The 2,263-nt window shown below is 41.5% G+C and carries 1 protein-coding gene and 1 tRNA gene; one reads left to right on the top strand and one right to left on the bottom strand.

Annotated elements, in window-relative coordinates:
- Positions 1–369: 369 nt before the first annotated feature.
- Positions 370–1,920 (top strand): PAS domain-containing methyl-accepting chemotaxis protein, encoded by a 1,551-nt coding sequence (locus IQR33_RS10865; protein ID WP_193837755.1) that lies wholly within the window; start codon positions 370–372, stop codon positions 1,918–1,920.
- Positions 1,921–2,081: 161 nt separating this feature from the next.
- On the opposite strand, the gene IQR33_RS10860 is transcribed toward IQR33_RS10865, so the two are convergent.
- Positions 2,082–2,172 (bottom strand) — tRNA-Ser (locus IQR33_RS10860).
- Between the last annotated feature and the right edge of the window lie 91 nt (positions 2,173–2,263).

The raw sequence follows: 2,263 nt of genomic DNA, 5'->3' as shown, positions 1-2,263 counted from the left end.
CTGCTGAGTGTTAATTTTCCAATCGTCAATAAACAAGTGTGTCGTGTTTCTCTTAGCTGCAAGCTGACGAAAGTGAATAGTCATTGTGTTTGTCTTCCTTGTTTTCGTTTTAGTGGATTACTTATAACAATTTACGAACTCAGTACGGAAGCGCTTTTGTGTATTAATTTTGAACAGTGCTCAGTCTTGTGCATATCAACGAAGCCTTGTATTAGAGGATAAAAATGCGACTAGAGTCATTAAGTAACAAGTAAGCTTGTCAATAATTTTGTTTTATTTTTGAATCAACCTATCATTATGCATGTGAATGTTATGCTGATAAGTTCATATTTGCCGTTTGTTAATTAATCAATGTAAGGACACATGTTTATGAGTGAAACGGAATACGATTACCCCTCGAGTTACAGCCTAGTTTCCATTACCGATACCTCCAGTTACATCAAATATGCCAGTGAAAACTTTAATGAAGTAGCGGGGTTTGATGAAGGGGAGCTTATCGGTAAACCCCACAATGTTGTGCGTCATCCTGATATGCCAAAACAGGCTTTTAAAGATTTATGGACTCACCTGAAAACTGGCAAACACTGGATGGGAATGGTCAAAAATCGACGTAAAAACGGCGGCTATTATTGGGTTGACGCGTTTGCTTCTCCTATAAAATCTAATGGTGAAGTTGTGGAATACCAATCAGTGAGATTTAAACCTGAGCGTATACACATCCAGCGAGCGGAAAAAGCGTATTCGAAGCTTCGAAATAATCGTAAGCCGTGGAAAATGTATCTTCCTCGTACACGTTTGTGGATGAGATCGGCCTTCTTCCTTTTAATTTCAAACCTTCTTGGCTTACTCACTCTACAAATGAATCAATCACCAGTGATAGCGTTTAGCGTTGTTGCGTTACTTTCCGTTTTCTCTATTTATGTATTAACCAGACCAGTTGAAAAGCTCGCTAAACAGGCTAGGCAAGACTTCAACAATCCACTTATGGAATATATTTATTGCGGAAGAATCAACGATCTGGCTGAGATTGAGCTGGGTATGAAGATGCGTAAGCAATTTGCCAATGCGCTATTGGGGCGCGTTGGCGTGTCTGTAAAAGACTCTTGCGAAGAAACGCGCGCAAGTGCTAACAGTGCTGCGACAAATAGCCAGCAAGTGACGGAGAACTTAAGCGCACAGAAAGTGGAGATTGACTCGGTCGCAACAGCGGTCAACGAGATGCAAGCCTCTTCATCTGAGATATCAAATAATGCTCAAGCGACCGCCGAGGCTACGTTAGAAGCGCAAAATACGATGATAGACAGCCGTAGCGTTATCGATAATGTTAACCAATCGGTACTAGAGCTGGTGGGTGAGCTCGGCGAAATATCTAAAGTGGTCATACGTTTGAACCAACAAACCGAGCAAATTGGAACCGTTGTTGAAGTCATCAATGGTATTGCCGAACAAACTAATTTATTAGCGTTGAACGCTGCAATTGAAGCCGCGAGGGCAGGCGAACAAGGCAGAGGGTTTGCCGTTGTAGCAGATGAAGTGAGAACCTTAGCTAAAAGAACTCAGGAATCGACAACAGAGATTAAATCGGCCATTGAAGGGATTCAAAATGGGAGCAAATCAGCGGTTTCTGCGTTAGAGAAAGGTAATGAAATGTCGACCGGAACGGTAACATTGCTAAGTACTGCTTTGGATAGCATTCAACAACTGGAGTCCCTTGTTCAGGACGTCGTCGAACGAAACCAACAAATTGCGGTCGCGATAGAAGAGCAGGTTTATGTAACGGATGAAATAAATGAAAACATCCAGTCGCTTAATTTAAAGTACAGTGAATCGTATGAACTGATGACTGAAACGAATCATATGAACACCAAAGTGCAAAATTGCACCAATGACCTGTCTGAAATGATTAAGAAGTTTGCTTAAACTTTAGAAAATCGAAGTTAAAAGCCCGCTAAACATTAGCGGGCTTTTAACTGGAATATAGTGAAGTGCTGGATTCGCTTACGAGCGAGGATTTCTAAATCTCGTTTTTGTAAGAGCTAAAACGACGAGAGCTCGCAATAAATGCGAGCTCTCTAAATAAGTGGCGGAGAGATAGGGATTTGAACCCTAGATACGCTATTAACGTATGCCGGTTTTCAAGACCGGTGCTTTCAACCACTCAGCCATCTCTCCGTTGTGGGCGGTATAATAAGGAGCATAGTCCGACTTGTAAAGTGCTGAATTATAATAGAAGTACTGTTTGCTTGTTTTATGATCACTGATC

Origin of the sequence: Vibrio sp. OPT46 (genome assembly GCF_015163535.1) — a bacterium.
Classification (GTDB): domain Bacteria; phylum Pseudomonadota; class Gammaproteobacteria; order Enterobacterales; family Vibrionaceae; genus Vibrio; species Vibrio alginolyticus.
Note: the sequence above shows the minus strand (reverse complement) of the source record. Positions and strands in the feature narration are given on the sequence as shown.